This is a genomic window from Corallococcus sp. M7 (genome assembly GCF_054512695.1).
Genome location: NZ_CM137252.1, coordinates 5538154 through 5563971, shown reverse-complemented (window position 1 = coordinate 5563971; position 25818 = coordinate 5538154). Strand labels below are relative to the sequence as shown.

Below are 25818 nucleotides of genomic sequence, written 5' to 3'. Positions count from 1 at the left end.
GGACTCAGCTCGCGGCGAAAGACTCGCGCGCGAACTCGACGAACCGCAGCAGGGCCGGGGAGCTTCCGGCCTTGCGCCAGGCGATGACGGTGTTCGTCACCGGCGCGTCCTCCGGCAGGTCGACGAAGGCCACGCCGGAGTGGTGCTCCGTGTCGGGCGTGTGCGGCATGGGCGCGATGCCGAAGCCCGCGGAGACGAACCAGATCTTCGTCGCCACGTTCTGCGCGTACTGGCGCACCGCCGGATCGCCCCCCGCGTCGCGGAGCCGGTCGAAGAACCCCGCGTAGTAGTCCGGCGGCGCGACGCCGGGCTCCACCAGGACGAGCGGCTCATCCCGCAGGTCCTTCCATGCCACCGCCTTGCGCTTCGCGAACGGGTGCCGTGCGGGCACCGCCAGCCGGAAGGGCTCGCGGCGGATGAGGTGCGAGACGACGTCCGGCGGCATCCGCTCGCGAGGGCGCAGGATGCCCACGTCCAGCGTGCCCCGCTCCAGGGCCTCCAGTTGCCACGCAGACGGATGGTTGCTCAGCTCGATGTGGACCCCGGGCACCTTCTTCTGGAAGGCCCGGAGCATCGCCGCGAACCGGGGCGTCGCGAACGACGAGATGAGCCCCAGCACCAGCACGTCCTGTTCGCCCCGGGCCTGCCGCGCCGCGTGCTCCTGGAACCGCTTCGCGCGCTCCAGGAGTTGGTGCGCTTCCGGCAGCAGCTCGCGCCCCAGCTTCGTGAGGCGCACCGCGCGGCCCTCGCGTTCGAAGAGGGAGCCGCCCAGCTCCGTCTCGAACTTGCGGATCTGCTGACTGAGCGGCGGCTGGGCGATGTGCAGCCGCTTCGCGGCGCGCGTGAAGCTGAGCTCCTCCGCGACCGCGACGAAGTACCGCAGGTGGCGCAGCTCCATGGTCCATACGCTCCAGGTCTGGATTCCAGACCCAGGATATATTGGAAGTATGGGTGGGGGAGCGCTAGGCATGTCGCATGGAGACCTCCTCCGCCGCGCTCCCCGCCGCCGTGCCTCAGTCCGCGCCGTTGGATCGCCGGCTGCTGTGGACGATGACGACGGCGACGGTGCTCGCGGTGGGCAACGTCTATTACAGCCAGCCACTCCTGGGCGTCATCGCACAGACCTTCGGCCTGTCCGCCTCCGCCGTGGGCTCCGTGCCGATGATGTCGCAGCTGGGCTACGTGGCGGGGCTGGTGCTCCTGACGCCGCTGGGTGACGTGCTGGAGAAGCGCGGCTTGCTGGTGACGATGCTGGGGCTCGCGGCGGCGGCGCTCTTCGCGGCGGGCTTGGCGCCCACGTTCCCCCTGTTCCTGTTCGCCTGCGTGGCCATCGGGCTGACGTCCGTGCTGGTGCAGATCCTCATCCCCTTCGTCGCGGCGCTCAGCTCGCCCGAGGAGCGGGGGAGGAACCTGGGCGTGGTGCTCAGCGCGGCGCTGGTGGGCGTGCTCATCTCCCGCACGCTCAGCGGCTTCGTGGCCACGCACCTGGGCTGGCGCGGGGTGTACTTCGCGGCTGGCGCGACGATGGTGGGCCTGGCGATGACGCTGCGGCTGGGACTGCCTCGCTATGAGTCCTCCACGCGGCTGACGTACCCGCGCCTCCTGCAATCGCTGTGGACGCTGCTGCGGGACGTGCCGGGGCTGCGGGCCATCGCGCTCACGGGCGCCCTGATGTACGCGGCGCTCTCCGCGTTCTGGGCTTCGCTGGCGTTCTTCCTGAGCAGTGACGCGTACCACCAGGGGCCGGGCACGGCGGGCATGTTCGGGCTCATCGGGACGGTGGGGGCGCTCGCCGCGAACGTCACGGGGCGGCACGCGCAGCGCATTGGCGCGCGGAGGATCGTCCGGGCGTGCATCGTCACGATGCTGGCGGCCTTCGGCGTGTTCGCCGCCTTCGGCACGCTGTGGGCCGGGCTCATCGCGGGCGTGGTGCTGCTGGACCTGGGGGCGCAGGCCGCCACGGTGTCCAACCAGACGGAGTTGTACCGCCTGCACCCGACCGCGCAGACGCGCCTCAACACGCTCTACAAGATGTTCTACTTCGTGGGCGGGGCCTGCGGTTCCGCGCTCTCCGCCATCGCGTGGGACCACGGAGGCTGGCGGGGCGTGTGCGCGGTGGGCGGAGGGTTCCTGGTCATCGCGTTCGTGTGGGAACAGGTCCAGGCGCGGCGGACCGCCGCATCGCCTGCCGTCACTTGACGGAGCCGGGCAGCTTCTCCGCGAGCGCGTCGATGGCGACGCGCACCCGCACGGGCAGGTGCGGCGTCGTGGGCCAGAGCGCATGGACGTCGAAGCAGAGGCCCGGCTGGTTCGTCAGCACCCGCACCAACTGCTTGTCCCTCACGGCGTCCTGGATGAGCCAGCACGGCAGCCACGCCAGCCCCATGCCCGCGATGGCCGCGTCCATGATGGCCTCCAGGTCGTCGAAGCGCAGCCGCGCATTCGGAAGGAGCTCCACGTTCGTGCCGTCCTCCTGGGGAAACAGCCACGGGCGCACCGACCCCGAGCGGACGTAGCGGATGGCGTCGTGGCCGGACAGGGCCTCCAGCGTGCGCGGCGTGCCGTGCTTGCGGAGCCAGGCGGGGGACGCGCAGACGGTCATGCGCTGGAAGCCCACCCGGCGGGCGGTGAGGCCGTCTCCCGCGACGAGCCCCTGCGTCCCGACGCTGCGGAGGACCAGGTCGAAGCCGTCCTCCAGCAGGTCCACGAGGCGATCGTTGAACGACAGGTCCAGCTCCAGCTTCGGGTGCGCCCGGGCCAGTTCGCGCAGGATGGGCGCCACGCAGCGGCGGCCGTAGAGGACGGGCATGCTGACGCGCAGGCGGCCCGCGACCTCCTGCTTGCCGGATTCGAGCAGGGCCTCGCCCGCGCGCAGCTCACCCAGTGCGCGCAGGCACCGTTCGTAGAAGACCTGACCGTCCTGGGTCAGGCCTTGCGAACGCGTGGTGCGGTGGAAGAGGCGCACGCCCAGCCGTTCCTCCAGCCGCGCCACCGTCTTGCCCACGGCGGAGCGCGACACGTTCAGCTTCGCGGCCGCGGCGGAGAAGCCTCCGGCCTCCACGGCCTCCACGAAGACGGCCACGCCCTGAAGGGGATCGCTCATGGTTCGTTTATTGTCGCCCTGGAGGCGACAGTGAAAGGAAATCTTGTCGCCACCGGAGAAATCCCGTCGCCAATACCTTCCGCCGCGAACCTGTTGCAAGGAGCCGTGCGCGTGGGGACTTCGACGATGAAGCGCTGGGAGCTGGATGCCGTGGGGCGTGACGGGCCGCGCCTGCGGACCGTGGCGGTCCCGGAGCCGGGGCCGGGCGAGGTGCTGGTGAAGGTGGCGGCCGTGTCGCTGAACTACCGGGACCTGCTGGTGCTGGAGAATGGGATGGGGTTGCCCCTGGCGTTCCCGTTCACGCCGGGCTCGGACCTGGCGGGCGTGGTGACGGCGGTGGGAGAAGGCGTGACGCGGTTCGCGGTGGGGGAGAAGGTCCTCTCCACGTTCTCACCGGGGCGCCTGGACGGGCCGGCGTTGGGGACCGCGCGCGCGCCTCCGTACAAGACGCTGGGTGGGGCGTATCCGGGCGTGCTCGCGGAGTACGTCGCGTTTCCGGAGGACTGGTTCGTGAAGGCTCCCGCCACGCTGGACGCGGGTGAGGCCAGCACGTTGCCGTGCGCGGGACTCACCGCGTGGACCGCGCTGGTCGAGTACGCGCCGGTGCGCCCGGGACAGTCGGTGCTGGTGCAGGGCACGGGCGGCGTGGCGCTGTTCGGCTTGCAGCTCGCTCGGTCCGGGGCGCGGACGTCATCCTCACGTCGGGCAGTGATGAGAAGCTGGCGCGCGCGAAGTCGCTGGGCGCGACGCACGTCATCCACCGCGAGCGCGAGGACTGGGTGGAGGCCGTCTACCGCCTTACCGGGGACCGGGGCGTGGATCACATCCTGGAGCTGGCGGGTGGCACGAACCTGGGCCGGTCCATCGAAGCGGTGGCGCTGCACGGGACCATCTCCGTGATTGGCGTGTTCGAGGGCTTCACGGTGACGGGACCGTCTGGCCCGCTCCTGCTCAAGGAGCCCACGATTCGAGGCATCAACGTGGGCACCCGGAGGTCGCTGGAGGCCCTGGTGCGCGCGGTGGACGCCACCGGGCTCAAGCCGGTCATCGACGCGCGCTATCCGCTGGAGGCGCTGCCCGCCGCGCTGGAGCACCTGCGGAAGGGCGCGTTCGGGAAGATCGTGGTGGAGTCCCACTGAGCCGCGCGGAGTAGGGTGCGGCGCATGTCGTCGCGCCCCTCCGCCGAAAGCCCACGCCGCTTCCATGCCGAGCCGTTGAGCGTCGTCCTGCGCCACCTGGAGGCGCGGGTGTCGTCCGGGCCCGTGTCCATCGAAGTGCCGGATCCGGACCTGGGCCACGGGCGCTATCCCGGGGAGCGCATGGAGGGCGGGCTCGTGCACCGGCCGCTGCGGAGCTGGTGTGACCTGGCGGAGGGGTTGTCGTGCCGTCTGCGCACGCCGCGCACGGTGGATGCGACGCACGTGCGGCTCACGTTCGAGCCACTGGGTTCGGAGGCTTCGTGGCACGCCGGAGGTGGGGCGCGGACGGAGGCGCCCCAGGAGCGCTATGGCGCCGCGTCGGACTTCGCGCGCGTGCGGAAGTTCGAGGACGCGGGCTTCCTCTTGCCCTGGTTGGAGGCGGTCGGGCGATTGCCGCTGCCCCCGGGCGCGAGGCTCCTGGACCTGGGCGTCAACCGGGGCGATGAACTGGCCGCGTTCGCGGAGGTGGAGGGCATCCGCTTCGTCGGCGTGGACCACAGCGCGAGCGCATTGGCGGAGGCACGGGCGGCGTTTCCGGATCCTCGTCATGCGTTCGTGCAGGCGGACCTGAATGCGTTGCCCGCGGAACTGGGCCGCTTCGACGTGGTGGTGTCGGTGGGCACGTTGCAGAGCCCGGGCGTGGATGACCGGGCGCTCTTGCGCAAGCTGGTGCAGGAGCACCTGGAGCCCAAGGCCTCGCTGGTGCTGGGCTTCCCCAACTCACGCTTCCGGGACGGAGAGGTCGTGTTCGGCGCGCGCGTGCGCAACCTGCGCGAGCCCGACTTGTCGCTGCTGGTGAAGGACCTGTCCTTCTACCGCCGCTACCTGCACCAGCACGGCTTCCGCACGTTCCTGGGCGGCAAGTACGACCTGCTGCTCACGGCGGTGAGAGGTCAGGCCTTCGGCTCGGGGGATGCGGACGACTGAGCCTCGGGCTGCGACAGGTGATGAGCCGTGGCGGGGATGACGGCCATGCTGCCCAGCCAGAAGATGAAGCCATGGGCGGAAGGCGCTGGACGGGGCGAGGTCATCGGGAAGAAGGCTTCTGAAGGAGGAGCGCCGTGACAGGGACTATCAGCAGGCTGGCCATCCAGACATAGAAGCCGATGGCGGTCCCCTGCACGTCGGCGCGGTAGGCGCCCATCCCGACGATCGAAGACACCCCGAGGATGCACGCCGCACCGCCGAACCAGAACGCCTTCCGGTCCTTCCCCAGCCCGAGCATGAAGAGCGCCACGAGCAGCAGGGGATTGGCGAACCAACCGAAGTTCCCCGAGACCACGGCCGTGATGCCGATGAGCAGCAGGAACGCCCCATTCGTCTCCGAGTCTCCCCCGCCGTGCGGAGTGCGTGTAATCAGCGCGGGCAGGAAACAGGCGATGACGTAGAGCCCGATGGACACAGCACATGCGGCGATGCGTGCATTCGAGTCGTCGGCGCCGTGGGCTGGGTGGGATGAGGCCATGCGGGCGGAGGGTACTTCAGCCCTGCGCCGATCCGCGCGAGGCGCCGGGGACCCACCAACAGACACTGTCTACGGGAGAAGGCTCACGGCGATTCTTCGCCAGTGGTCAGCCACCAGTACGGGCGGCGGTCAGGAGCAGCAGCAGGGCCACGATGGGCACTGCCCGCCACACCCTCGAGTCCTCGCGTCGAAGCCACGCGGGAGCCATGCCTTCGGACACCTCCGAGCCGGTTCGCTCCCGAGTCTACTTCGCCACCTTGGCGCGCAGCTTCTCCAGGGTCTGGGCCAGGCGGCGCGCTCGGGTCTCTTCTTTCTTTGCTTCGGTGAGCGCCTTCACGAACTCCTTGCGGTGTGTGAACGCCAGGTTCGTGAACACGTCCCGTAGCTGGGGCTCCGCGTCCAGCGCACGCTGGAGGTCTTCCGGCACCTCGATCTCCCGAGGTGCCGTGTCCCGCTCCAGCGTGATGCTCAGGGTCGCGCCGTCCTCGACGCCCGCGGCCTCGCGCACCTCCTTGGTGAAGCCCAGGTAGGTGATGCCTCCGTACACCATCAACCGGCTCCGGAAGGGCTGCCCGTTGACGGTGCCCACCACGGGGGGCCGTGCCTCGCCGTAGGCCTCCTTGCTGTCGAACGGACAGCGCACGAACCGGCCTCCCTGATCGTTGGCCACTTCGAGCTTCGCCTTGAACTTGCGCACGGCCATGAGCGTGTCCCCGTCCTATGGCTTGACGAACTTCAGCGCGAACCGGTCGCTCGTGCCCCGGCGCTCACCCGCGGCTCCCGGACTGGAGCTCCAGTCGCGCGTGTCCTCCGGGTTGCGCCAGGTGTTGCTCTCCTCCTGGAGCTTGAAGCCCGCGGCCTGCACCTCGTCGCGCACCAACTGCTCGTCGATGCGGTGCAGCGTCTGGCCTTCCGTGATGCCCGTGCCCGGCTTCGCGCTGGAGTCGAGGATGACGTACACACCGCCCGGCTTGAGCGCCTGGAACACCGCCGCGTTCATCTTCGCCCGGTCCACGCCCAGCCATCCCGTGTCGTGGTAGATGATGTGGCTCACCACCGCGTCCAGCGTGCCGTTCAGCTCGGGCGGGAAGGGCGCGTCCAGCTCGCGGTCCAGGCGCACCACGTTCTGGTTCACCGGCCGCGCCAGGCGCTCCTGCCACGGCTTCGCCGCGAACCTCTCCAGCACGATGCTGGGGTTCTCGCCGTACACCTTGCCCTCGGGCCCCACCGCGCGCGCCAGCAGCTCCGTGGTGTAGCCGCCGCCCGCCATCAGCTCCGCCACGTGCATGCCGGGCTTCACGCCCACGAAGTCCAGCAGGGCCGCGGGATGCCGGCCCGCGTCCAGCTTGCGGTCCGCCTCCGGGCGGTCCGGCGCGTCCACCAGCGCCTGCGAGGACACGGCCGCCGCCTGCGCCTGGGGGGAGGCCGCCGGAGCCGTGGGCGTCGAGTGGGAACAGCCCGCGAGGGCCAGGAACGATGCCGCCATCAGTGCGTTTCGCATGCGCGATCCATATCGCCCGCGCCCACGCCTGCCTTCCGAAAAGAGGGCCGCTGTCCGCTTGCGGGACGCCACGTGCCACGAGCGGACACCGCGCGTCCGTCCCGGGGGCCCTCCGAGCCGTGTGCCGGCCGTGGCGCTAGAGTTGCAGCCCGCCCCGGACCGACACCATGTCCCAGCTCCTCCAAGACGTCCGCCTGTCCCTGCGCCGGATGCGCCGTGAGCCCGTGTTCACCACGGTCGTCGTGGCCACGCTCGCGCTCGCCATCGGGGCCACCACCGCGGTCTTCAGCCTCGTGTACCAGGTGCTGCTCAAGCCCCTGCCGTACCCTGAACCGCAGGAGCTGCTGCGCCTCTATCAATCCACGCCGCAGCGGGAGCGGGGCGGGGTGGCGTACTCGTACCTCCAGGCGTGGCGCGAACGCCCGGGTGCCTTCCAGGCCATCGAGGGCGTCACCGCGATGGACTACACGCTGACCGGTCCGGGCGCGGCGCAGCGGGTGCGCGCGGGGCTCGCGACCCCGGGCCTGCTGTCCATGCTGGGCGTGCGGCCCGAGCGGGGACAGGACTTCGGACCGGAGTCCCAGGTGCCCGGGCGCGACCGGGGCGTGCTCGTGTCCCATGCCTTCTGGTGGAGCCACTTCGCTGGACGCGCGGACGTGGTGGGCCAGACGCTGACGCTGGATGGCGCGCCCCACGTCGTCCAGGGCGTGCTGCCCGCGTCTTTCCGCTTCTGGCCGGGCGTGGACCTGTGGAAGCCGCTGACCCCCGCGCCGCAGGGGCAGGCCTCGGAGGAGCTCTACCTGCGTGGCGTGGGCCGCTTGCGGCCGGGTGTTCCGCTGGAGCGCGCCCGCGCGGAGCTGGAGGAACACTCGCGCGTGTGGGCCGCGACGCTGGGCGGGAATGAGGCAGTGCCCGGAGTGCGGCTGGTGCCGTTGCATCAGCAGGTGGTGGAGACCTCGCGCGAGCAACTCTGGCTGCTGGCCGGAGTGATGGCGCTGGTGCTGTGCGTGGCGTGCGCCAACGTGGCGAACCTGCTGCTCGCGCGCGCCAGTGCTCGCGAGCGTGAGGTGGCGGTGCGCGCGGCGCTGGGCGCGGACCGGGGGCGGTTGGTGCGGCAGTTCCTGGTGGAGAGCGCGGTGCTGGCCCTGCTGGGCGGCGCGGTGGGTCTGCTGCTGGCGCTGTGGGGGATGGACCTCCTGCGCGTGTTCGTCCCCGGGGAGGTGGTGTCGCCAGAGGAGCTCCGGCTGGAGCCGCACGTGCTCGCCATCGCGGCGGGCCTGTCCCTGACGACCAGCGTCCTCTTCGGCCTGGTGCCCGCGCTGCGCGCATCCCGTGCGGAGGCGAAGGGGGCGCTCGGAGGGCTTCGCGGAGGCAAGGGCGCGACCGGACCGATGCGGGCGCGGGCCGTGCTGGTGGTGGCGCAGGTCGCGCTGGCGCTCGTGCCGCTGGTGGGCGCGGGCCTGATGCTGCGCACGCTCCATGCGCTTCACGCCGTGGCGCCGGGCTTCGACCCGCACGGCGTCAGCGCGATGGACCTGTCCTTCCCCCGCGAGGCCTACGGGCAGGACGACACCCGGCGCCGGCGGGTGAGCGCGGAGCTGCTGGCGCGGGTGCGGGCGTTGCCGTCGGTGCAGTCCGCGGGGCTGGCCAGCACGCTGCCGCTGTGGAACCGCAACGGCTTCAGCGCGGTGGTGCTGCCGGGGGAGACGGAGCAGGAGGCCCAGGCGCGCGAAGCGGTCAACTTCCGCGCGGTGAGCGATGGCTACTTCGCCACGCTGCGCATCCCGCTGAAGGAGGGCCGCGACGTGAGCACCACGGACGTCGCGGGCGCGGCGCCGGTGATGGTGGTCAACGAGACCTTCGCGCGGCGCTTCCTGTCGAAGGGCTCCGCGTTGGGCCAGCGCGCACGGCTGACGCTCGATGGCGAGCCGTTCCGGGAGGTGGTGGGCGTGGTGGGCGACGTGCACCACGCGAGCCTCGCGGAGGAGCCGCGCGCGGAGGTGTACCTGCCCATGGATCAATTCGAGGGCCTGTTCATGGTCGTCGCCGTGCGCGCCAGCCGGGACTCGCAGGCGCTGCTGCCCGCGCTGCGCGAACAGCTTCGCGCGGTGGATCCCCACCTGCCGCTGGTCCAGGTGCGCGACCTGGAGGCAGTGGTGGAGGAGAGCCTGGGCCGCACGCGGGTGATGAGCGGCCTGCTCACGGCCATGGCGGTGCTCGCGCTGACGTTGGCGGGCGTGGGGCTGTACGGCGTGCTGGCGTACACGGTGAGCCAGCGCACGCGCGAGCTGGGCATCCGCATGGCGCTGGGCGCGACGGACCGGCAGGTGCTGTGGCTGGTGGTGGGGCAGGGGCTGCGGCTGGCGGCGATCGGCGTGGGGGTGGGGCTCGTGGGGGCGGCGGTGCTCGCGCGCGGCCTCGCGGGGATGCTCTACGGCGTGGGTGCGCTGGATGCCCTGACGTTCGGGGGTGTGCCGCTGTTGCTGGGCGCGGTGGCGCTCGTGGCCAGTTGGCTGCCCGCGCGCCGCGCGTTGCGCGTGACGCCCGCCATCGCACTCCGGGCGGACGAATAGGGCTTCAGGACACGGTGTCGTAGGCGGGGGGCGCTTCCCTCGGCAGGCGGACCGTGAACGTCGTTCCGTCCGCTTCGCTGGAGGTCGCGCTCACGCGGCCTCCGTGCGCGCGCGCCACCTGCTGCACGATGTAGAGCCCCAGCCCCACGCTGCGCGAGGACCGGCCTTCGTCCTGATTGCCGCGCCGCATGGCCTGGAAGAGGGTGGGCAGCATCTCCGGCGGGATGGGGCGGCCCTGGTTGTGGACCTCCAGCACCAGGTCGTCCCCCTCCTCGCGCGTGGACACCCGCACCGTGGAGCCCGGATCGCCGTAGCGAAGGGCGTTGGTGACCAGGTTCTGCACCACCTGGCCCAGCCGCTCCGCGTCCCACGAGCCCAGGCCGTCGCCCTGTGGGTCCAGGACCACGTGCCGCTCCGGGAACGCCACCTGGACCTCCTCCAGCGCCTGGCGCGTGGCCTCGTGGAAGTCCATGCGGCGGCGGTGCACCGGCAGCCCTCCGCCCAGCCTCGCCTGGGTCACGTCCAGCAGGTCGCGGATGAGGCGGTTCGCGCGCTCGGCGCTGCTGATGATGCGGCCGGTGTTCTTCGTCGCGCGCTCCCCCAGATCGTCGCGCTTGAGCAGGGCGTTCGCCGACAGGAGGATGGCGTTGATGGGGCTGCGCAGGTCGTGGCTGACGATGCCGATGAGCTGCTGTTCGAACTCCCGCTGCTCGCGCGCCTCCGCCTCGCGCCGGTGGCGCTCGGTGATGTCGCGGCTCACCGTGGCGATGCCGATGTCCTCGCCCGTCGCGGCATCGCGCAGCAAGAAGAAGTTGTAGTGCACGGGGACTGCTGCCCCGGTGCGGAAGTTGCGGAGGCGGAACTCGCCGTCCCAGCGCCCGCGCTCGCGCAGCCTGGGCAGGATGACGTCGCGCACGTAGGGGCGGTCCTCCTCCAGGAAGTAGTCGAACAGGTGCGTGCTCCGCACCGCCTCCGGCCCCTCCAGTCCCAGCATCCGCTGGCCTGCCTCGTTGACGAACAGCGCCCGTCCGTCCGGCCCGCCAATGCCGATGAGGTCCGAGGACTGCTCCACCACGGCGATCAGCTTCTCCCGCTCCCGCTCCGCCTGGCGCTGCTCCCGTCGCGCCCGCGCCGCCGCGAGGTTGCCCTCCACGCGCGCCAGCAGCTCCCGCGCGGAGAACGGCTTCACCAGGTAGTCGGTGGCGCCCATGCGCAGGCCCTCCACCGTGGCCTCCTCGCCGGCGCGCGCGGACAGCAGGATGACGGGCACGTGCGCCGTCGCCGGGGTTTCGCGCAGCAGGCGCAGGAGCCCGAAGCCATCCAGCTCCGGCATCATCACGTCGCTGATGACGAGGTCTGGCAGCCGGGCCCGGCACGACTCCAGCGCCTCCTGTCCGTTCGCCGCGAGCGTCACCTCGAAGCGGTCCGCGAGCAGCGACCGCACATACGCGCGCATGTCCGCGTTGTCGTCCGCGAACAGGATGTGGCCGCCCACGGTCCTCGTGAGGGAAGTGGGGGCCGTGTCGGCCGCGAGCCTAGCCGGCGTGCCCGCTGGCCCCAACCAGCCGGACGCCTCCTCCAGGAACGCCGCGGCGGTCGCGCTCGTCGGGACGTGCGCGGGCGTGGACGTGTCCCCTGCGGAGGGGGCGATGGAGGACGCCTCCGCGGGCAGCGTCACCGTGAACGTGGTGCCCTGTCCGGGATGGCTCTCCGCCTGCACATCGCCGCCATGCAGGCGAACCAGCTCCCGCACCAGCGCGAGCCCGATGCCGCTGCCCTCGTAGCTGCGCCCCTGCGCGCCCTGCACGCGGTGGAAGCGGTCGAAGATGCGCGGCAGTTCCTCCGGAGGGATGCCCGTGCCCGTGTCCGCCACGCGCAGCACCACCTGTGTTCCGCGCCAGCGCAGGCTCACGCGGATGCCACCCTGGTGCGTGAACTTGAAGGCGTTGGAGATGAGGTTGAGGACGATCTTCTCCCACTGATCCGGATCCACCTTCACCGGGTGCGGCAGCGGGGGACAGTCCACGTCCAGCGTCAGGCCCGCGCGCTCCACGGTGGAGCGGAAGCCGCTGGCGAGCCCTCGGGTGAGCGCGGCGAGATCGGTGGGCACGGCGGTCGCGTGCAGGCGGCCCGCTTCGATGCGGGAGAACTCCAGCAGCGTGTTGACGAGCTTGAGCAGCCGCAGGCCATTGCGGTGCACCGTCCGCTGCCGTTCGAGCTGCCGGGGACCGAGCGGCTCCATCGGGTCCTGGAGGCCGTCCTCCACCGGCCCCAGCATCAGCGCCAGCGGTGTGCGGAACTCGTGGCTCACGTTGCTGAAGAAGTCCGTCTTCGCGCGGTCCAATGCGGCCAGGGACTCCGCGCGGCGGCGATCCTCCTCGCGAGCACGGGCCTGCGAGATGGCTGTCGTCACGCCCCGGGCCAGCAGCTCCAGGAAGCCCTGGTACTTCTCATCGAACGCCAGCCGGCGGCTCAGCCCCGTGACCAGGAAGCCCGCGGGCCGTGCATGTCCCACGCGCGGCAGCGGCTGCACCCACGCGGAGGCCGTACCCTCCGGCCACGGGCCCACCGCGACGGTGCCTGACGCCCCGGGCAGCTTCTCCCAGAGGAAGACCGCGCCGGTGCTCGCGGCGGCGCCCAGGGGCCAGGCCGTGCTCGCCTCGCCGGTGCCATCCGGGAGGGGCATCGACTCGGGAGCGAGCGGATCTCCCGCGGCGAGCCCGCTCGTCCCAGTGAGGCGCGCGGTGCCGGTGGCGTCATCCACCAGGTAGAGCAGGGCGAAGGGCACGTCGAGCGGCGCCGCTGCGATGACGCGCATGGCCTCACGGCAGGCGTCGTCCGTGGTGGCCCGGTCCGCGGTGGAGCCTCCCAGTTCGCGCAGCGTGTCGAGCCGCCGCGTGCCGACCACCTGTCCGGTGGTCTCCGTGAGCGCCGCGAAGACGCCCGCCACATCGCCGGACTCGTCGCGCACGGGCGAGTGGCTGTAGGTGAAGTAGCACTCCTCGACGAAGCCGTTGCGGTCGAGCGGCATCATCAGGTCCGTGACGAAGATGGCCTCGCCGGTCTGGCGCATGCGCTCCCAGCCGGGGCCCAGCATGTGCCAGACCTCCGGCCAGGTGACGGCCGCGGACTGTCCCAGGGCGGCGGGGTGCTTCGTGCGTCCGCAGATGGGCCGGTACGCGTCGTTGTAGAACTGGACGAACTCAGGGCCCCACGCGACGTACAGCGGATAGTCGGACGCGAGCACGATGCCGACAGTCGTGCGCAGCGACTGGGGCCACGTCTCCACCGGGCCCAGGGACGTCTTCGCCCAGTCCACCTGTCGAAGCAGGGCGCCACACGCGCCACCGCCTCGCAGGATGTCGTCCACCGCGCCCATGTGCCTCCACGCCCAGGCGCGCCTTCAAGATGGGAGGCCACTGCTGGGGTATGGAACTTCGGGGTTTCGCCGTCCGATGGCCAGTAGGCCCGGAAGGAGCCCCGGCGAAACGTGCATCGATGAACGGCGGAGCGCCTGGAGGCCGGTCAGGCGACCTCGTGCGCGGCCCGGGCCCAGCGCACGCCATCCAACCCCAGGCTCCGCACCTCGGCCTCCATCAGCGCGCCGTACTGTTCCTCGACCCATTGGCGGAAGTAGGCGTCCGGCGCCGCGAGCACCAGGTGTCCGTCCTCCAGTCCCACCGCGCGGGCCTTGCCCAGCCACGACAGCGCGTATCGCTTGCCTTGCGCGCGCACGCCCTCCAGGCAGGCACTCCAGACGCGAGCCGCTTCCGTGGACGCGCCCTCGTCCGTGGCAGGTCCACTGGTGGCTTCGGAGTCCACCTCCGCACCGTCCTCCAGGGCCGGGACGTAGCGCGTCCACACCCGGGGCGAGCAGAACGCGATCACCGTGCCCGGGGGCTGCCGGGCACGGCCCCAGTCGGATTGGAGATAGCCCTGGCAGGCCGCGTGGAGGCGGGCCTCGTCGCCGTCCACGCCGCGCAGCGCCTGGGCGTACCAGTCCGCCCATCCGGCGGGCGGCTTCTCGCGGGGAACGCCGCGGAAGGTCCGTGCGCGGGCGTCCTGGAAGGTGTCGAAGAAGGCCGCCGCGCGGGCGGCCAGGGCGGGAGCGGGGAGGGGGCCTCCGTCGTCCGGGGTCGGCGCGGGTGTGTCCTCGCGGGGCGGCGTGGCGGGGACCAGGTGCGTGCCGGGGAGGGAGAGCTGGATGGGGTCCTGCTCCGCGTCCGAGGGCGTGTCCTCGACCGGGATGCGCGCCACGGGGGCCAGGTGGGCCGTGAGCGGGGGCGCGGTTTCCATTTCATCCAGGCCGGCAGCAGCAGATGAAAATCTCTTTTTCTCCTTCTCCCTTCTGTTTCTAGCGGAGGACGTCCCGGATGTGTCCCGAGGACGTCCGGCGGACACATCGAGGCCCTTCGCGGCGGCGCGTTCCCTCCGTTTGCGCTCGGCCTCCTTCTTCCGCTTGTCGAGCACCCCGACGTAGCGATCACAGAGGGTGAGGCGCACGCCGTCCTCTTCACGGATCAGGAGGCGGGCCTGGAGGAGGGCGGACCAGAAGGCGCCGGGGGTGCCCGTCCAGCGGACAGCGGACTCCAGCGCTTCGATCCACACGGCCTCGTCCAGGGACGCGTCCCACGCCTGTCCGCCGGACGTGTCCGCGGACGGTCCGAAGGACACGAAGCGCCCTTCAGGCAGGGCCTGCACGGCCCAGATCTGCAGCTCCACCATGGCGCCCAGGAACGCGCGGCGCTCCATGCCCAACGCACGCGCGGCGCCGATCACCGCGAGGCTCATGGGGAAGCCCACGTCCACCTGCACCCAGTCCAGACCCGCCACGTCCACGCCTCCCAGCCCGGACGCCACCGCGCGCCCGGTCCTGTGCCCTGGTGCCCGCTACGGGCGTCCGTCCCTGCCCGATGTCGTGGGTCGTCCCCCGGTCCGCTGATCCAGCGTTGATCGCGGCGACCCGGCCGGAAGCCGGACGCCACACGAGCGCAGGAGGTGGGATGGGGGCGGGGGATGATCCACGGATCCGCGATCTGTGTCGTGAGGTCCGAACCGTCTACCCCTTGGGTTCTCCAGCGGACGTCAAATTTTTGGACGCTACAGGGCGCTACAGAAAAGGGCCGCCGCCCCACGAAAAGGGGAGCGGCGGCCCGGAGCCCGCGTGGATCAGCGGACCGCGTGCATCACGGCCCGTTCACCTGGAGGTTGTCGATGGCGAGGCCACAGCCGACGCCACCGGAGGTGCTGGTGAGGGTGATGCGCGAAGTGGTGCTGGTGGCGTTGAACACGTAGGTGCGCAGGCCCCAGGACGCGGACGCGTTGGAGAAGCTGGCGCTGGACGGGCCGTAGTTGATGGTGGCCGACCGGGACACGGTGGCGCAGGCGGGGCTGTTGGACACGTAGAAGGTCACCGTGTAGCCGCCGCCGACGACGGTGGGCACGTCCTGGTACAGGGAGCCCGCGCCCAGGCCGTTGAGGTCGATGGACTGCACGCCATTCTGCGGCGTCTTGTACGTGTTCTTCATCACCTTGATGCCGCTGGTGATGGTCCAGCCCGGCAGCGCCGTGCTCCCGGCGTTGAGGACCACGTAGTTGAAGTTGCCGATGGCGTTGTTCTCGAAGCTGCCGTTGGTGGCGACGTTGATGCCCTGCTCGACGTTGCCGAGCTCGGGCTCCTGGATCACGGCATCCGGGCCCCCACAGCCCATCAGCGCGAAGAAGCCAAAGCCCACCACCGCGCTGCGACGCAGCAATTGCTTGCCATTCATATGATGTGATTCCCCCTGAGTTGTGTTTCACCCGCGCGTCTGCAACGGGTGAAACACACCATACATGGTTTCACATAAAGTGTGTGAAACTTCACATCGGGGGTTGCTGGGTCGGTTGCTGTCCGGGCGGGTCAGGGGGCCACGCAGCCACCCGTGGCCGGAGGACTGATGATGTGTCCACCCGCGAAGGAGCAAGACTGGACGCTGCGCAGGTGGATGTAGCCCGCGGCGCCACCGCCACCACCGCCACTACCCTCGGTGCCGAAGCCATCCCTGAGGCCGTCAGAGCCTTTGATGGGGCCCGCCATACCCGCTCCACCGGCGCCACCACTTCCTCCTAAGTCATTTCCGCTATCGCCACCAGCGGCCGGTGTTGCCGAGTCCTCGCTGCCATTGGCCCCATCCTCGCCGTCATTGTTGGTACTACCGCCACCTCTGCCACCACCACCCCCATTGGCGGTGACGCGGGCGCTCACATCGAGCGTCAGCTGAAAGGCTTCGAGCACTACCCGGCCGCCGCTACCGCCCCCGCCCGCGCCACCCCCGATACCTCTCTGGCCACCGAAACCGCTCGCGGCGACGGCTTTCGAGATCGTCAGGTTGCGCGCGACCGACAACTGGATGGCGCCGCCACCGGCGCCCCCCGTGCCGGCGGTGGCGGAACCATTGCCGCCACCATTGCCGCCCGGGCAGCCTCCCAGAAGAGGCTCGGGGCCGGTGGGCCGCGACGTACCCGCGCTGCCATGGCTGGTGCTGCTGTTGTAGCCCTTGCCGCCGACCACGCCAGGCGTGCCATTGCCCGCGCCGCCGCCGCCACCGCCATTCTTGCCAGCGTACGTGCCGTTGCCTCCCTGGGATGCGCTGCAGGCCGCAGTGGGATTCGTGATGCTGCCCGAGGCCAGGATGGACTGGCTGAGGTTCACGTCGCCATAGACCGCCAGGATGACAGGGGAGGGTCCAATGATTCGCAGGCTCCCGTTCAGCTCGAGGGTCTTCACCGGGATGAGCAGCACAGGCGGATTCCCGTTCTGCTGCGGCATGTTCACGATTTTGAGCGACGCTGCGGTGGAGATGGCACCCACGGGGTTCCAGCTCTGGTTGGCGGTGTCGAAGGTGATGTCCCCGCTGGTCTTGATCTCACCGATGTCCGCGGCCGGGATGGTGTTCGGATCGAAGTTGTAGGGCTGGTAGGGGAAAGCGCTGCACTCGGCCGTCGCCAGGCACACGCCTGGAACTCCACCTGGGGTGGTGCAGGCCCCGTTGAGGTCCACTTCGTACTCACATCCGGAGCTTGTTGTGCATTGCTGCTTCACGCGATGGCATGGAGGCGGAATGCAGACTCCGGGCGTGCCCACGCAGTTCCCGTCTCCATCACAGTGGTCCGCCGTGGTGCACGCCACGTTGTCCTGGCAGGAGGTCGTGTTCGGTAGCGGAGTGAAGACACACTGGCCGTTGGCCGGGTTACACGCCCCTGACCTGGCCAGGCATTGAGCCGTCGAGTTGGCGCACGTGAGCCAAGCGCCTCCGCACTTCCCATCGGACATGCACCTGTCGTCGACCGTGCAGAGGTTCCCGTCATCGCAGAACTTGCCGAGGGTTGACTCCGTGGTCTCACAGCGGCCGGAATTGGGATTGCACGCTTGTCGCGCGTCGCAGATGCCCGTGGGCTGGGGGCACGTCGTCGTCTGGGACGGCATGCACTTCGCCTCCAAGCCAGAGCCCTCGCAGTGGTCCCCCATGGTGCAGGCATTGCCGTCGTCGCATGCCTGACCCCCGCAGTTCGCTTCCTGGCAGCCCACCAACTGGTTGCAGTCGAGATCCACCGTGGAGCCGCAGGACTCCGTGGCGTTCGGGTGCACGGCCGGATTCGAGTCGTCGCAGTCGGGCCGTTCCGACCCGAGCGCTTCCGCGACGTAGCCATCGCCATCCATGTCCGTTGCCCGCAGGGTGATGGTCCAGTCGATGGACCTTCCGGCCGGTGCATCCAACGCGCGGTCCTCGTGAGCCTCCACGAACGCTCCCGTGCATTGATTGCCGCTGAAGGCCGCGAACGAAGTCGCCTTTACGTTGAGCCGGTCACCCCACGTCGGCTTGCGGACCATCGCGACCTGAACCTCTTTCGCATCAGGGTCCTTGAGCTGACTGGAGGGAAGGTCGGTCCCTGCCTGGTTGATTCCGTCACCGACCTCCACGCGCAGGCACTGGGGCCTGTAGGAGGGGTACTTCACCGTCACGCGAAGCACGCCCTCGGCGGGATCCTTCGTGCGGCAAGCCGCGAGCAGCACCATGCAGGTCAATAGACAAATCAGACGCATGGTGCCGCACTGTACCCGTCAGCCTTCCATTTCTGGAGTTCCAGGAGGGAAACAGGGTTCAGGGGGCTACGCAGCCACCCGTGGCTGGAGGGCTGATGAGGTGTCCGCTCGCGAGGGCACAGGTCTGGACGCTGCGCAGGTGGATGGCGCCCGCAGCGCCACCGCCACCGCCTCCACCACCTCCGCCTCCAACGACAAGAACCGTGGTTCCTTCGTTGCCCGCGGTAGGGGCGGCCGCGGTGCCTCCCGCTCCACCCGTGCCTCCCAGCGAGCTGTAATCCGGATTGCCATTGGAGGATCCGCCACTGGCGGCGGTGCTGGCGGTTTCGCTGCCGCTCGCTCCGTTGGCGCCGGGCTTCGCGATGTTGGCGATGGCGCCGCTGCCCTGACCCCCTCCGCCGCCGTTGGCGGTGAGCCGCGCATCAGCGGTCAGGTTCAACTGGAAGGCTTCGAGCACGACGCTGCCACCACTTCCGCCACCACCGCCACCACCAGCAGGGCCCGCCGCGACCGCTCTGCCGCCCAGGCCTCCGCCACCGCTCACGGAAAGGGCCTTCCCGACGGTCAGTGTCCTCGCGACGGAGAGCTGAAGGGCGCCACCGCCCGCGCCCCCGAGTCCGCCAGTGGCGCTGGACGTGCCTCCGCCATCTCCACCCGCACACCCTCCGACGAGGGGCACCCGGGATGTTGCCTGCTGGGCGCCCCCGTCTCCCTTCGTGGCGTTGGTGTTGTAGCCCCTGCCACCCGCGGCTCCGGCCGTCGAGCCGCCCGCTCCACCGCCGCCGCCGCCCTGGTCGGCGCTGTAGGTCCCAGTCTTGCCCTGCGACGCCGTGCAGTCTTGATTGCCGCCCGCTCCGGGCACGGGCGCATCGTTCACGATGCGTCCGCTGGCCAGGATGTCGTGATTCAACGTCGCATCCCCATACACGGCGAGGATGACGGGATGGCTACCCACGATGCGCAGCTCGCCGCCCAACGCCAGGGTTCGCACCGGGATGAGCAGGGCTTCCGGGGCACCTCCGGATTGGGGCAGGGGCTTGATGGTGAACGCGCCGGTATCGGGGCCGGCGTTCGAGGGCGTCCAGGACCTGTCGTCCGTGTTGAACACCACGGCTCCGGTGGTCCTCAGCTCGCCAATCTCACCGCCAGGAATGCCGTTCGGATCGAAGTTGCCAGGCGTGTATGGGAACGCGACGCACTGGCCCGTCGCGGTGCAGACGCGCGGCGTTCCCGAGTCGTCCTCGCTGCAGGGCAGGTTGAGCTGGGTCGGGTCCCCCGCGTAGATGCAGGAGCTGTTCGCCGTGCAGCCCGCGACCGTATTGCACTCCATGGGCGGGCACGGCGTGTCCGTGCCGATGCACCTGCCATTGCCATCGCAGAAGCCCGGATCATGGCAGACGTCGCCGTCCTCGCAGGACGTGGTGACCGGCTTGGAGGCGTACACGCAGGTGCCGTTGGTCGGGTTGCAGGTGCCCGTGGACTCCTGGCACTCGGGGCTCATGGGCGTGGTGCACGTCTTCAAAGGACCAACGCACTGCTTGTCGGCCGTGCACCGGCCATTCGTCATGCACGGGTTCCCGGGGTCGCAGGCCGCGCCCACCTGCACGTTCCCCTCGATGCACTCGCCCGTGGAGGCCTCACACGTCACCGTCGACTGACATTGGCCCACGGCCTGTGTGCACTTGGGCGTGCCTCCTCCGCACAGCGCCGACGTCCCCAATCCGATGCACCGCTTGCCCGTGTTGCACAGGTCGCCGTCCGTGCATGTCTTCGCCGCGCAGTCGTTGTCCGCGCACGCCTTCATCCCATCACAGTCGAAGTCGACGGCCGTGTCGCACTGTTCCACGGCGCCCGGGCGGACGTCGCCCCGCTTGTCGTCGCAGTCGGAGACGCCCGCCCACTCGATGCCGGTGGGGGAGCCGTCGCCGTCTCCGTCCACCGCCTCCAACGTGACATCGAAGCGCGTGTACTCCTTGGGGACGACCGTGAGCGCGGTGTTCGCGAACCGCTCCACCGCCTCCCCCGAGCACCGGTCGCCGTCAGTCTCCGCGTACGACGACACCGTGATGCCCAGCGTCGCGTCCCAGTCCGCCTTCCGGCGTACCGCGACCAGGACTTCGTTCTTCTCCGCGTTCTTGAACTGGCTGGAGAGGATGTCCGTGGCTTCCTGGTGCCCGTTCGCGTCCTTCGCCTCCACGCGCACGCACGCGGGCTTGAAGGTGCCGTACTTCACGGACACGCGGATGGCTCCCTCGTCGGGAGCCTTCTCCCCACAGGCAGCCAGCAGCACCACGCATCCCAACAGGCAGAGCCGATTCATGGCCCGCACTGTACCCGTCAGCCCTCCATTGCTGGAATTCCAGGAGGGAGGGCTCAGGGGGTGATGCAGCCGCCCGTGGCCGGAGGGCTGATGAGGTGTCCGTTCGCGAGGGCGCAGACCTGGACGCTGTGCAGGTGGATGTAGCCCGCGGCACCGCCGCCACCACCGCCACTGCCCTCGGTGCCAAAGCCATCCCTGATGCCGTCCGAGCCTTTGACGGGCCCTGCCGTACCCGTCCCGCCAGCGCCGCCGTTTCCTCCAGTGTCGTTTCCGCTGTCGCCGCCCTCAGCCGGACTCGCCGAGTCCTCGCTGCCATTGGCTCCATCCTCGCCGTCATTGCTGGTGCTGGAGCCGCCCCTGCCACCACCGCCGCCATTGGCGGTGACGCGGGCGCTCGAATTGAGCGTCAGCTGGAAGGCTTCGAGCACCACCCGACCGCCGCTACCGCCGCCGCCCGCGCCTCCTCCGAAACCTCTCTGGCCACCGAAACCGCTCGCGCCGACGGCCTTGGAAATCGTCAGGTTGCGCGCGACCGACAACTGGATGGCGCCGCCACCGGCTCCACCCGTGCCGGCGGTGGCGGAACCATTGCCGCCACCGTTGCCGCCCGGGCAGCCTCCCAGGAGGGGCTCGGGACTGGTGGGCCGGGCGGTTCCCGCGGCGCCAAACCTCGTAGCGTTGTTGTAGCCGCCTCCGCCGTCAACGCCAGCCGTGCCATTGCCGCCACCGCCACCGCCACCGCCCGTCTTTCCGCCGTACGTGCCGTTTCTTCCCTGTGACGTGTCGCAGGCCGTGGTGGGGTTCGTGATGCTGCCCGAGGCCAGGATGGACTGGCTGAGGTTCACGTCGCCATAGACCGCCAGGATGACGGGGGAGGGACCAGTGATTCGCAGGGTCCCGTTCAGCTCAAGGGTCTTCACCGGGATGAGCAGCACGGGCGGATTCCCGTTCGCCTGCGGCATGCTCACGATCTTGAGCGACGCCGCAGTGGAGATGGCACCCGTGGGGTTCCAGCTCTTGTCGGCGGTGTTGAACGTGATGTCCCCGCTGGTCTTGATCTCACCAATGTCCGCGCCCGCGATGGTGGACGGATCGAAGTTGTAGGGCCGGTAGGGGAACGGGGTGCACGTGAGGTCCGCCTGGCACACGCCGGGGACTCCTCCCGAGGTCGTGCAGAGGCCGTTGACGTCGGGCTCGAACTCGCAGTCGCTCGTGGCCGAGCAGACCTGCTTGACCTTCTGGCACACCGGCGGCGTGCAGACCTTGGGCGCTCCCACGCACGACCCATTCCCATCACAGCGGTCCGGCTCGGTGCACTTGTCGTTGTCCTGGCAGGACGTCGTGTTGGGGAGCGGCGTGAAATCACAGGCGCCGGTGTCCGTGTTGCAGGTGCCCTGGGCCGCCAGACACTGCTCCGTGGTGGTGCACGACTTCGGGGTGCCCAAGCACATCCCGCTGGCATCGCACTTGTCTTCGCTCGTGCACTTGTTGCCGTCGTCGCAAGACTGGCCCGCGGGGGAGCTGACGGTCTCGCACATGCCGGTGTCTGGCTTGCACTCCTGACGTGGCTGACACGCGCCGCCAGGCTGGGGGCAGGTCTTCGTGTTTTCGGGCTCACACCGCCCCTCGCTGCCCTGGCCCACGCAGCGCTCGTTCAGCGTGCACGCATTGCCGTCGTCGCACGCCGTGCCCCAGCAGTTCGCCTCCTGGCAGCCCACCAGGTTGTTGCAGTTGAGGTCCACCGCGCCGCCGCAGGTCTCGACCGCGCCAGGGTGGATGTCCGGGTTCAGGTCGTCGCAGTCGGGCTCCTTCGACCAGGTGGCACCCTTGAGGTGCCCGTCCTTGTCGCTGTCCTCGGCGGAGAGCCGGAGGTCCCACCGGGCGAATGCCTTCGCGGGGACGACCACGGGCTGCTCACTGGGGCGCGTCTCCACGATCTCGCCCGAGCACCGGTCGCCCGCGGCCTCTGTGTACGACGACACCGTGAGGCTCAGCGCCGTGTCCCAGTCCGCCTTTCGGCGCACCGCGACCAGGACCTCTTGCTTGTCCGGGTTCTTGAAGGCGCTGGCGGGGATGTCCGTGGCCTCCTGGTGCCCCTTCGCGTCCTTCGCCTCCACGCGCAGGCACGCGGGCTTGAAGGTGCCGTAGGTCACGGCCACACGGATGGCGCCTTCGTCGGGGGCCTTCTCCCCACAAGCGGCCAGGAACACCACGCATCCCAACAGGCAGAGCCGATACATGGCGCCGCACTGTAGCGAACACTTCAGGGGGCAGGGGAGCGGGGCCATCCAGACCCCGACCCCCTGTCACAGGATGTTTCAGCCGCGCAGGGACACCACGGTGACGCCGTCTCCACCCTCGTGGCTCTCGCCGGGGCGGAACATGCGGATGTAGGGCGACGCGGCCAGGTGGTCTCGGATGGCCTGCTTGAGCGCTCCGGTGCCGTGGCCGTGGATGATGAGCGCGGCCTCCTCACCCTTGCGCAGGCCCTGGTCCAGGAACGTCTCCAGCTCCGCCAGCGCGTCGTCCGCGCGCATGCCGCGCACGTCGCAGCGGAAGTTCGTGGCCTCCACCTGCGACGGCGCCGCGGAGGCCGCCCGCTTCAGGGCCGCTTCGCCCTTCTTCTGATCCGGGAACTTCGCCTGCTGCGGCTTTTTGCTCCGCGAACCGGACAGCTCCGTCGTGGGCACCCGCATCTTCAGCGCGCCGCCCGCGGACACCACCGCCTGGCCGTCCGTCAGCTCCAGGATCTCCACGTCCCGGCCCAGGCCGGAGTGGTGCACCCACGCGCCCACCTTGAGGTTCGCGGGCCCCGGGGCCTCCACCTGGAACAGCTCCGCCTTGGCCGCCGCCGCGCGCTTCAGCGCTTCGTCCGCGCGCTGCTGCAGCTGCATCCGCGCCTCGGAGAGCGCCTTCTCGTTCTGCTCCGAGCGCAGCTTCGCCAGGAGGTCGCGGACCTCCTGGGCGGCGTGCTCGCTGGCCGCGTGCACGTCCTCGTTGAACTGCATCATGCGGCCCTTGCGCTCGCGCTCGAAGGCGACCTTCTGCTTCTCCAGGTCCGCCCGGAGCGCCTCCGCCTCCTTCGCCGCGATGCGCGCCTTCTCCAGCTCCTCGAAGAGCTTGCGCCGCTCGTCCTCCGCCGCCGCCAGCGCCTTGCTGAGCGGGCCGCCCGCGTTGAGCGACAGCTCCCGCGCGCGCTCGCACACGGAAGCCGGCAGGCCCACCCGCGCCGCCACGTCGATGGCGGACGACTGGCCGGACGCGCCCATCTGCAGCCGGAACGTGGGCGCCATCCGCTTGGCGTCGAAGCCCACGCGCGCGTTGAGGAAGCGCGGATCCATGTGCGCCAGCGCCTTGAGCTCCTCCAGGTGCGTCGTCACCAGGACGTAGGCACCCTTGCCCAGCAGCTCCTCCAGCACCGCGATGGCGATGGCCGCGCCCTCGCGCGGATCCGTGTCCGAGGCGATCTCGTCGATGAGCACCAGCGAGTCCGTCGCCACCGCCGCCAGGATGTCCCGCAGCATGGTGACGTGGCCGCTGAACGACGACAGGCCCTGCGACAGGTCCTGCGTGTCTCCCACGGTGGAGTGCACGGAGCGGTACAGCGGCATCCGCGACCCTTCGCCCACCGGGATGGGCAGGCCCGCGCGCAGCATCAGCGCGCACAGCCCCACGCCCGTCAGCGTCACCGTCTTGCCGCCCGCGTTGGGGCCGGACACCACCAGTGCCCGGGCGCTCTCGGTGAGCGTCACGTCGTTGGACACCACCTCCGTGCCCTTGAGCACCAGGCGGGGGTGGCGCAGCGAGCGCAGCTGCAGCTCCTTCACGCCCTCGAAGGTCGGCGTCGTGGCGTCCAGGTCCGAGGACAGGGTGGCGATGGCCTCCACCTCGTCCAGCTCCGCCACCGCCTCCAGGCCCTCCAGGATGCGCGAGGACTCGCGGCCGACGAGCTGGCTGAGCTCCTGGAGGACCTTCAGCTCCTCCTCCGCGACCTCCGACTGCGCGATGGCCAGGTCGTTGCCCAGGCCCACCATCGCCTGGGGCTCCATGAAGAGCGTCTGCCCCGTCTGGCTGGCGTTGTGGACGATGCCGTCCACCTCCGCGCGGTAGTTCGACACCACCGGCACCACGTACCGCCCGTTGCGCAGCGTGTAGTAGTTCTCGCGCAGCTTGGCGGTGAACGTCAGGTCGTGGAGCATCTCGTCCAGGCGCGACTTGATCCGCCGGTGCAGGCCGCGCGCGCGGTCCCGCGCTTCCTTCAGCTCCGGGCTGGCGCGGTCGGAGATGGTTCCGTCCGGTTCGAAACATTGATCCAACCGGCGCGCCATGGCCTCCAGGAAGGGCAGGCGCTTGGAGATCTCCACCAGGCGGGGGACGCGGTCCTTGCGCTCATCCAGGGCCTCGCGGGTGCGGGCGAAGGCGAAGAGCAGCTGGGCCGCGTCGATGAGCTGGCGGGGCTCCAGCACGCCGCCCTTCTCCGCGTGGCCCACCGCGGTGCGCAGGTCCGTCACGCCGCCCAGGGGCAGGGAGAACTGCTGCTGGGAGAGGAAGCGGGCCTCGTCGACCAGCGCGAGCGCCTCGGTCACTTCGGCCTCGGTGTCCAGGAATGGACGGGATAGCACCCGCTCCCTCCCTGGCTCGGTGCGACAGCGCTGCGTCAGCGCGCGGAGCACTTCCGAGAAACCAAGGTCTTCCAACGTCCTTTGGGAAATCTGCACGGTCATGGGTTTCATGCGAGGCCGGGTGTCCGTCAAGGGGAAGTATTGAGGTGGCCCACCGGGACCTGCTATCTGCCAACCATGATGTGGGTTCTCGTGGCGGCGCTGCTTGCGGGCGCGTCCGACGCACCGGCCTCTCCGGTCCTGACGGCGCAAGCCACCCCGGCCCCCAGTCCGCTGGCGGATGCGCTGGCGCTGGAGACCGCGGGCAACGACGCGGGAGCCCTCGTTGCCCTGGAGCGGCTGATTACTAACCAGCCCCGCTGGGAGTTGCCCCGGCTGGAGGCCGCGCGGCTGCTCCTCAAGGGAGGCAGCGCCCCGGAACTGGAGCGCGCGACGAGCCACCTGGACGCCGCCCTGCGCGAGGCCCCGGACAACCCCCGCGTGTACTTCCTCCGGGGGCAGCTCCTGGAAGAGCAGGGCGCCACCTTCGACGCCATCCGCGCCTATGAGAAGGCCGTGTCCCTGCGCCCGTCCTACGACGACGCACGCTTCCGGCTCGCGGGGCTCTGGGCGCAGGCGGGGGACTGGCTCAAGGCAGAGCTGCACTACCGCCCCCTGTCCAAGTCCCGGCCCGCGTGGGTGCAGGTGCGCATGCAGCTGGCGGCGGTGCTGGAGAAGCAGGGCCGCACGCTGGACGCGGAGCGGGAGTTCCTGGCCGCGCGCGACGCCCAGCCGGAGAACCCAGGCGTTTTGAGGACCCTGGCGGCGTTCTACGAGCGGACGGACAGGCCCCAGCTCGCAGCGAAGGTGAGGGCGCAGCTGACGGCGCCGGCGAAGCGCAACATGCGGGCCCTCAAACCTTCGAAGCGCTGACAGCAGACGGCGGAGCTCGGTCCGTGGCGATTGCTTC

At 70.4% G+C, this 25818-nt stretch carries 17 protein-coding genes and 1 pseudogene; 6 read left to right on the top strand and 12 right to left on the bottom strand.

The features are described from left to right. Positions 1-4: 4 nt before the first annotated feature. A complete protein-coding gene (locus tag ACX114_RS22045) occupies positions 5-898 on the bottom strand; it encodes a LysR family transcriptional regulator (RefSeq protein WP_459287504.1) in 894 nt (297 codons plus the stop codon). 77 nt (positions 899-975) lie between these two features. Here ACX114_RS22045 and ACX114_RS22040 point away from each other — a divergent pair, with 77 nt between their 5' ends. Next, positions 976-2199, top strand: a complete 1224-nt coding sequence (locus ACX114_RS22040; RefSeq protein WP_459287503.1) for an MFS transporter — start codon at positions 976-978, stop codon at positions 2197-2199. Here ACX114_RS22040 and ACX114_RS22035 read toward each other — a convergent pair. Beyond that, positions 2192-3103 (bottom strand): LysR family transcriptional regulator, encoded by a 912-nt coding sequence (locus tag ACX114_RS22035; protein ID WP_459287501.1) that lies wholly within the window; start codon positions 3101-3103, stop codon positions 2192-2194. The genes ACX114_RS22040 and ACX114_RS22035 overlap by 8 nt on opposite strands. Before the next feature lie 126 nt (positions 3104-3229). Between ACX114_RS22035 and ACX114_RS22030 the strand changes: the two are divergent. From ACX114_RS22030 to ACX114_RS22020, 3 genes and pseudogenes are all read left to right on the top strand, one after another. Then, positions 3230-3565: pseudogene (locus ACX114_RS22030) on the top strand (alcohol dehydrogenase catalytic domain-containing protein); the annotation flags it as partial. A 95-nt stretch (positions 3566-3660) separates the two neighbouring features. Then, positions 3661-4242, top strand: coding sequence for a zinc-binding dehydrogenase (locus ACX114_RS22025; RefSeq protein ID WP_459287500.1), 582 nt, complete (start codon positions 3661-3663; stop codon positions 4240-4242). A gap of 24 nt (positions 4243-4266) precedes the next feature. Beyond that, positions 4267-5229 (top strand): class I SAM-dependent methyltransferase, encoded by a 963-nt coding sequence (locus ACX114_RS22020; RefSeq protein ID WP_459287498.1) that lies wholly within the window; start codon positions 4267-4269, stop codon positions 5227-5229. A gap of 100 nt (positions 5230-5329) precedes the next feature. Here ACX114_RS22020 and ACX114_RS22015 read toward each other — a convergent pair whose 3' ends face one another. The 3 genes from ACX114_RS22015 to ACX114_RS22005 form a co-directional block, all read right to left on the bottom strand. Beyond that, positions 5330-5767, bottom strand: coding sequence for a hypothetical protein (locus ACX114_RS22015; RefSeq protein ID WP_459287496.1), 438 nt, complete (start codon positions 5765-5767; stop codon positions 5330-5332). Between the two features lie 244 nt (positions 5768-6011). Continuing rightward, positions 6012-6470 carry a YdeI/OmpD-associated family protein gene (locus ACX114_RS22010; protein WP_459287494.1) on the bottom strand — a complete coding sequence of 153 codons (459 nt, stop codon included), beginning with the start codon at positions 6468-6470 and terminating at the stop codon, positions 6012-6014. A 15-nt stretch (positions 6471-6485) separates the two neighbouring features. Continuing rightward, a complete protein-coding gene (locus tag ACX114_RS22005; RefSeq protein ID WP_459287492.1) occupies positions 6486-7268 on the bottom strand; it encodes a class I SAM-dependent methyltransferase in 783 nt (260 codons plus the stop codon). A gap of 167 nt (positions 7269-7435) precedes the next feature. Here ACX114_RS22005 and ACX114_RS22000 point away from each other — a divergent pair, with 167 nt between their 5' ends. Beyond that, complete coding sequence (locus tag ACX114_RS22000) at positions 7436-9841, top strand: ABC transporter permease (RefSeq protein ID WP_459287490.1); 2406 nt, start codon at positions 7436-7438, stop codon at positions 9839-9841. Positions 9842-9845: 4 nt separating this feature from the next. On the opposite strand, the gene ACX114_RS21995 is transcribed toward ACX114_RS22000, so the two are convergent. The 7 genes from ACX114_RS21995 to ACX114_RS21965 all read right to left on the bottom strand — a co-directional run bounded on the left by ACX114_RS21995 (position 9846) and on the right by ACX114_RS21965 (position 24971). Beyond that, on the bottom strand, positions 9846-13220 hold the full coding sequence (locus ACX114_RS21995) for an ATP-binding protein (protein ID WP_459287488.1): 3375 nt from the start codon (positions 13218-13220) through the stop codon (positions 9846-9848). A 146-nt stretch (positions 13221-13366) separates the two neighbouring features. Continuing rightward, positions 13367-14701: a hypothetical protein gene (locus ACX114_RS21990; RefSeq protein WP_459287486.1), complete on the bottom strand. Its 1335-nt coding sequence runs from the start codon at positions 14699-14701 to the stop codon at positions 13367-13369. Positions 14702-15027: 326 nt separating this feature from the next. Continuing rightward, the gene (locus ACX114_RS21985; RefSeq protein ID WP_459287484.1) at positions 15028-15612 is read right to left on the bottom strand and encodes a DUF642 domain-containing protein; all 585 of its coding nucleotides are present in this window, start codon (positions 15610-15612) and stop codon (positions 15028-15030) included. Positions 15613-15743: 131 nt separating this feature from the next. After that, a complete protein-coding gene (locus ACX114_RS21980) occupies positions 15744-17927 on the bottom strand; it encodes a putative metal-binding motif-containing protein (RefSeq protein WP_459287482.1) in 2184 nt (727 codons plus the stop codon). Positions 17928-17985: 58 nt separating this feature from the next. After that, on the bottom strand, positions 17986-20247 hold the full coding sequence (locus ACX114_RS21975) for a putative metal-binding motif-containing protein (RefSeq protein ID WP_459287480.1): 2262 nt from the start codon (positions 20245-20247) through the stop codon (positions 17986-17988). 53 nt (positions 20248-20300) lie between these two features. Then, positions 20301-22487 (bottom strand): putative metal-binding motif-containing protein, encoded by a 2187-nt coding sequence (locus ACX114_RS21970; RefSeq protein ID WP_459287478.1) that lies wholly within the window; start codon positions 22485-22487, stop codon positions 20301-20303. 78 nt (positions 22488-22565) lie between these two features. Continuing rightward, positions 22566-24971, bottom strand: coding sequence for an endonuclease MutS2 (locus ACX114_RS21965; protein WP_459300236.1), 2406 nt, complete (start codon positions 24969-24971; stop codon positions 22566-22568). Between the two features lie 75 nt (positions 24972-25046). On the opposite strand from ACX114_RS21965, the gene ACX114_RS21960 reads away from it, so the two are divergent. Beyond that, entirely contained in the window at positions 25047-25781 is a 735-nt protein-coding gene (locus ACX114_RS21960) for a tetratricopeptide repeat protein (protein WP_459287476.1), read from the top strand. The last annotated feature ends 37 nt before the right edge of the window (positions 25782-25818 follow it).